This is a genomic window from Nocardia sp. NPDC004722, from assembly GCF_053601505.1.
In genome coordinates this window covers 1-4324 of sequence record NZ_JBSGBY010000679.1, presented here as the reverse complement: position 1 = coordinate 4324, position 4324 = coordinate 1, and the positions used below count along the sequence as shown (strand labels likewise).

Genomic DNA, 4324 nt, shown 5'->3' with positions numbered 1-4324 from the left:
GCCCGCCCGCCCGGGTCGCCAGCCAGCCGCCCAGCGTGGAGAACTCGAACGACTGCGGAAAATGCCGCAGCGTCAACCCGTATGGGCGCAGTCCCTGTTCCACGGCGGGCCCGAGCAGTCCCGCCTGCATGCGTGCCGCGCGGCTGACCCGATCGACCTCGAGGATCCGGTTCAGACCGCCCAGGTCCAGCGACACCACGCCCGGATGGTCCGCTACGCCGCGCGGCTCGACACCGCCGACCACGGATGTGCCGCCACCGAACGGGATCACCGCGATCCCGGCGCTGCCGCACCAGTCCAGGATGTCCACCACGTCCTGCTCCGAGCGGGGGCGCAGCACCAGGTCCGGCACGTGCTCGACCCGGCCGAGCAAGGCGCGCACCACATCCCGGAACGCCTGACCGTGCCCGTGCGCGACCCGGTCGCCGAGGTCATCGGAGGCCAACGCCGCCAACGAATCCGGGACCTGGATGCGGGGCTCGGGCACCGACAGCGCTGCCAGCGCGGGCGGCTCGTGCACGGTCAGATCGGCCTTGGGCATGAGTTCGGCGATGCGCCGGGTCAAAGCGGTGCGCTCGGCACCGGTGACCGCGTCCTCGACATTGCCCCATCCCCACCACGACCGTGTCACAGCTGTCTCCATCAGATCCGTGAATTAATTGACTCGACGGTAAATTACCTCCGGGTCAATCGCAAGGGCGCGCGGCATGCCTCGCCCGGAGACCCGGGGCCGCGGGGCGGGTGACACCAATGTGATTAGATAGCGCGCAGTTTCGCCTGGTGTTTGCTGTGCATCGAACCTATTGGCTGTCTGATCAGCGGTGGAGGCGGGCTCTTGAACGTGCTGCGCGGGCGCAAGATCTTGGTGGGAAATCTGGCTCTGGTGGTGTTGCTACTGATCGGAGCCGCTTATCTGGCAATCGATGTGGCGCGGGTCAAGGGACCGGGCCGCACATACGCGGTGACCGTGCAGCTGGATCGGTCCGGCGGTTTGCAAGCGGGTAACGATGTCACCTGGCGCGGGTATCGGGTGGGCTCGATCAAGGCCATCGACCTCATCGACGGCGGGGCGGGTGTGGCGGCGACCGCGGAAATCGATAAGAGCTACCAGATTCCGGCCGACACCGAGATCCACGTCGGGGCGCTGTCGGGGGCGGGCGAGCAGTACCTGGATTTCCGCCCGCGCACCGACCAGGGGCCCTTCCTGCGCGACGGGCAGGTCATCCGGTTCGATCCCGCGCAGATCAGCACGCCGACTCCGATCTCGCAGACACTGATGGACAGCAATGAACTGATCGCACAGATCGATCCGGACAAATACGCGGTCATCCTCGACAACCTGAACACCGCGCTCAGCGGCGGGCCCGACCAGCTCAAGGGGCTCGTCGACGGGTTGAGCATCGCCACCACCGGACTCGACAACCGGCTGCCGCAGACCGTCAGCCTCATCGAGAACCTGCGCGTCATCGCGGGCACCACCTCGCACGCGCAGCCGGATCTGGGCACGCTGACCCGCAATTCGAGCATCCTCCTGCAACAGGCCGACATCGCCAATGGCGAACTGCGGCAGCTGCTGGACAACGCGCCCGGCCAGATCGCCGTCGCCGACGGCATTCTCGACCGGAACATGGACCCGATCCAGAGCCTGGTCACCACGATGAGTGCCATCGTGCGCGCCGCCATGCTGCGGCTTCCGGCTGTGCGCGCGCTGTTTCCCGCGCTGGTGATCGGCACCAGCGCCATGGGCGTGCCCGCCCACGACGGCGAGTTCTACACCATCGCCGATGCCTGGCCGCGGCCGTGGTGCTCGTATCCGACGCGGCAGCTCGCGCCATTCGTGGTGTCGGAGCCCACCTTCGGACGCTGGAACTACTGCACCGGGCCGCAGGCCGATCAGCAGATTCGCGGGTCGGGCAACGCGCCGCGCCCGAATGTGCCGAACAATGGCGCGCAGATGCCGACCGGGGTCGACCCGAACGACCGCACGCTACCGCCGGTTCGGTGAGCGCGGGAACCTCTCGCCACGCCCGGCCACGCGGTAGTACCGGCGTGCCCGGGTGATCCGGCGGGCGTGTCGGCGCGCCTGTCGGTGTTTATCCCGCGAATCTCGATTCGCACCAGTCAGAATGATCACCGGTACCCAGTGGTCCCGTTCTTGGTTTTGCTCGTTCCAACCATGCTCGTTCCAACGCAGAGATGTCCCTTCGCCCTGATAGGCGGCACAGACCAGGGCGGCGGGCCAAGGCTAGGAGAGGGTCGAGACTCGATGATGAGCAGAAGTTCCCTCGGCTTGACGGCGCGGTCGGCGGTTTTCGCCGGCATCGCGGTCGCGAGTGTCGCGGCGGTGCCCGCGCAAGCCGAACCATTGTGGCCCGGCGGCCCGGACGTTCCCGGTGTCCCGGCGATCGTCCCCGGCATCGCCCCCAGCGATGTCACTGCGCCGTGCGCGACGGCGGGCGCCCGCGCCTGCCTCAAGCTCACCACCAATGAGGCGTGGCTGATGGACAACGGCAAGGTCGTCTTCGGCCCCACCCCCATCTCGCACGGCATGCCCGGCTTCGAAACCCCGCCCGGCGTGTTCCACGTGTCGTTCAAGAAGCCGTTCCACTGGAGCACCATGCACAACGCCCCGATGGAGTACGCGGTCTTCTTCAACGGCGACATCGCCTTCCACATCGGCCCGGTGGACAAGAAGTCCCACGGCTGCATCCGCATGACCCCGGACGGCGCGCGCGAATTCTTCAACTACCTCAACCCCGGCGACATGGTCGAGGTCGTGCCGTAACCAGCGGCGGTATCGGACGGGCCCCCTCGGAACGCCTTCCGAGGGGGCTCGTTCGTCTTCACCGCAGGTATGAAGCGCCGTTGACGTCCAGCACCGCGCCTGAACTCCAGGTCGCCTCCGGGGAGGCGAGATAGATGACGGCGGAGGCGATTTCGGCCGGTTCGGCGACCCGGCCGAAGGGGCTCTGCGCGCGGACGGCGTCGGTGACCCGATCCGCGACCCGTTCGGTCGCCACGAAACCGGGGGCGACCGACGCGACGCCGATTCCGTAGGGGCCCAACGACACTGCGAGGGACTGTCCGAGTGCCTGTACCGCGGCCTTGGTCGCGCCGTAGGCGGGATGGTCCGGCTCGCCGCGGAAAGCACCCCGGGAACCGATATTGACGATGCGTCCCGGGATGCCGTTGTCGATCATGTGCCGGGCCGCGCAATAGGACATGTTCGCCGTCCCCAGCAGATTCACGTCGACGGTCTGACGCCAAACCCGTTGCCATTCCTCGTAATCCGTGGACGGCAGCGGATGGGGCAGGTTGATCGCGGCATTGTTCACCAGCACGTGCAGGGTGCCCAGCCGGGCGATCGCCTCTTCGACGATCCGGGCGGCCGCCGCGGCATCGGACACATCGCCGCCGACGAGCGCGTGCCCGTCCCCCGCCAGCGCTGCCAGGGTCTTCTCCGCATCGTCCCGCCGCGACGAGTAGTGCACCACCACCCGATCCCCTTGCCGCGCGAACGCCTCGGCAATGGCCCGCCCGATCCCCCGCGAAGCCCCCGTCACCAGCACACCTCGACTCGTCACCATTCCCCCACCCTGCCACTGCGCCGAATGGCACACCCTGGCGGGCTATTCGGGCAAATCGCCTCCAGGGTGTGCCGCTCGATGACCGGTCAGGCGGGGCTGGACTGGAAGGCGGTCAGGAGCCAGGTGTCGTCGCGGCGGATCAGGGTCCAGGTGCAGCGGACCCAGCGGTCGGCGGGGGGCTCGGATTCGCCGGACATGAGGATGGCGTCGCGGCTGATGACGACGGCCACGTCGGGGAGGGGGAAGCGGACGAGTTCGGGGTTGGTCAGGACGGTCGAACCGCGCAGGGGGCCCGCGAAACCGGCGGCCATGCGGGCGCGGACGGCGTCGCGGCCGTCGCTGTAGACGCCGGGCAGCACCGAGGTGGAGTGCAGGTCGTAGTCGGCGACGAAGGCTTCCGCGTCGTTGGCGGCCCAGGCGGTGTAAACGCCGGTCAGGACGGCGAGCACGGCGTCGCGGTCGGTGTGTACGGCGGTGTCGGACATGGTTTCCTCCTCGGTCGGGGGCCGCGGTGAGCGGCTCACGAGTACCTACCGGCGGGCCCTGCGCGATTCATCGCTCGCGGTGTACAAAGTTCGGCAGGGCCGTTTTCGAGGAGCTGAGGCATGGCCGAATCACTGGTGGACACGGACTTCGCGGCGCGCACCGACCGGCACCGGCGCGAGTTGCTCGCTCATTGCTATCGCATGCTCGGGTCGGTGCAGGACGCGGAGGATCTGGTGCAGGAGACGCTGCTG

The 4324-nt window shown here is 68.3% G+C and carries 6 protein-coding genes; 3 read left to right on the top strand and 3 right to left on the bottom strand.

Features of this window, described 5'->3' with window-relative positions:
- A partial coding sequence (locus ACWELQ_RS39610; RefSeq protein WP_452402138.1) for an FAD-binding oxidoreductase occupies positions 1-643 on the bottom strand: 643 nt, incomplete at its 3' end.
- A 198-nt stretch (positions 644-841) separates the two neighbouring features.
- On the opposite strand from ACWELQ_RS39610, the gene ACWELQ_RS39605 reads away from it, so the two are divergent.
- Together ACWELQ_RS39605 and ACWELQ_RS39600 are read left to right on the top strand one after the other, a co-directional pair.
- Complete coding sequence (locus tag ACWELQ_RS39605; protein ID WP_452402140.1) at positions 842-2005, top strand: MlaD family protein; 1164 nt, start codon at positions 842-844, stop codon at positions 2003-2005.
- A gap of 264 nt (positions 2006-2269) precedes the next feature.
- Positions 2270-2785, top strand: coding sequence for a L,D-transpeptidase (locus tag ACWELQ_RS39600; protein ID WP_452402137.1), 516 nt, complete (start codon positions 2270-2272; stop codon positions 2783-2785).
- Positions 2786-2843: 58 nt separating this feature from the next.
- On the opposite strand, the gene ACWELQ_RS39595 is transcribed toward ACWELQ_RS39600, so the two are convergent.
- Complete coding sequence (locus ACWELQ_RS39595; RefSeq protein ID WP_452402136.1) at positions 2844-3563, bottom strand: SDR family NAD(P)-dependent oxidoreductase; 720 nt, start codon at positions 3561-3563, stop codon at positions 2844-2846.
- Positions 3564-3673: 110 nt separating this feature from the next.
- Complete coding sequence (locus ACWELQ_RS39590) at positions 3674-4072, bottom strand: SgcJ/EcaC family oxidoreductase (protein ID WP_452402135.1); 399 nt, start codon at positions 4070-4072, stop codon at positions 3674-3676.
- 120 nt (positions 4073-4192) lie between these two features.
- Between ACWELQ_RS39590 and ACWELQ_RS39585 the strand changes: the two genes are divergently transcribed.
- Positions 4193-4324, top strand: a 132-nt coding sequence (locus tag ACWELQ_RS39585; RefSeq protein ID WP_452402139.1) for a sigma factor, incomplete at its 3' end; no start/stop codon positions are given.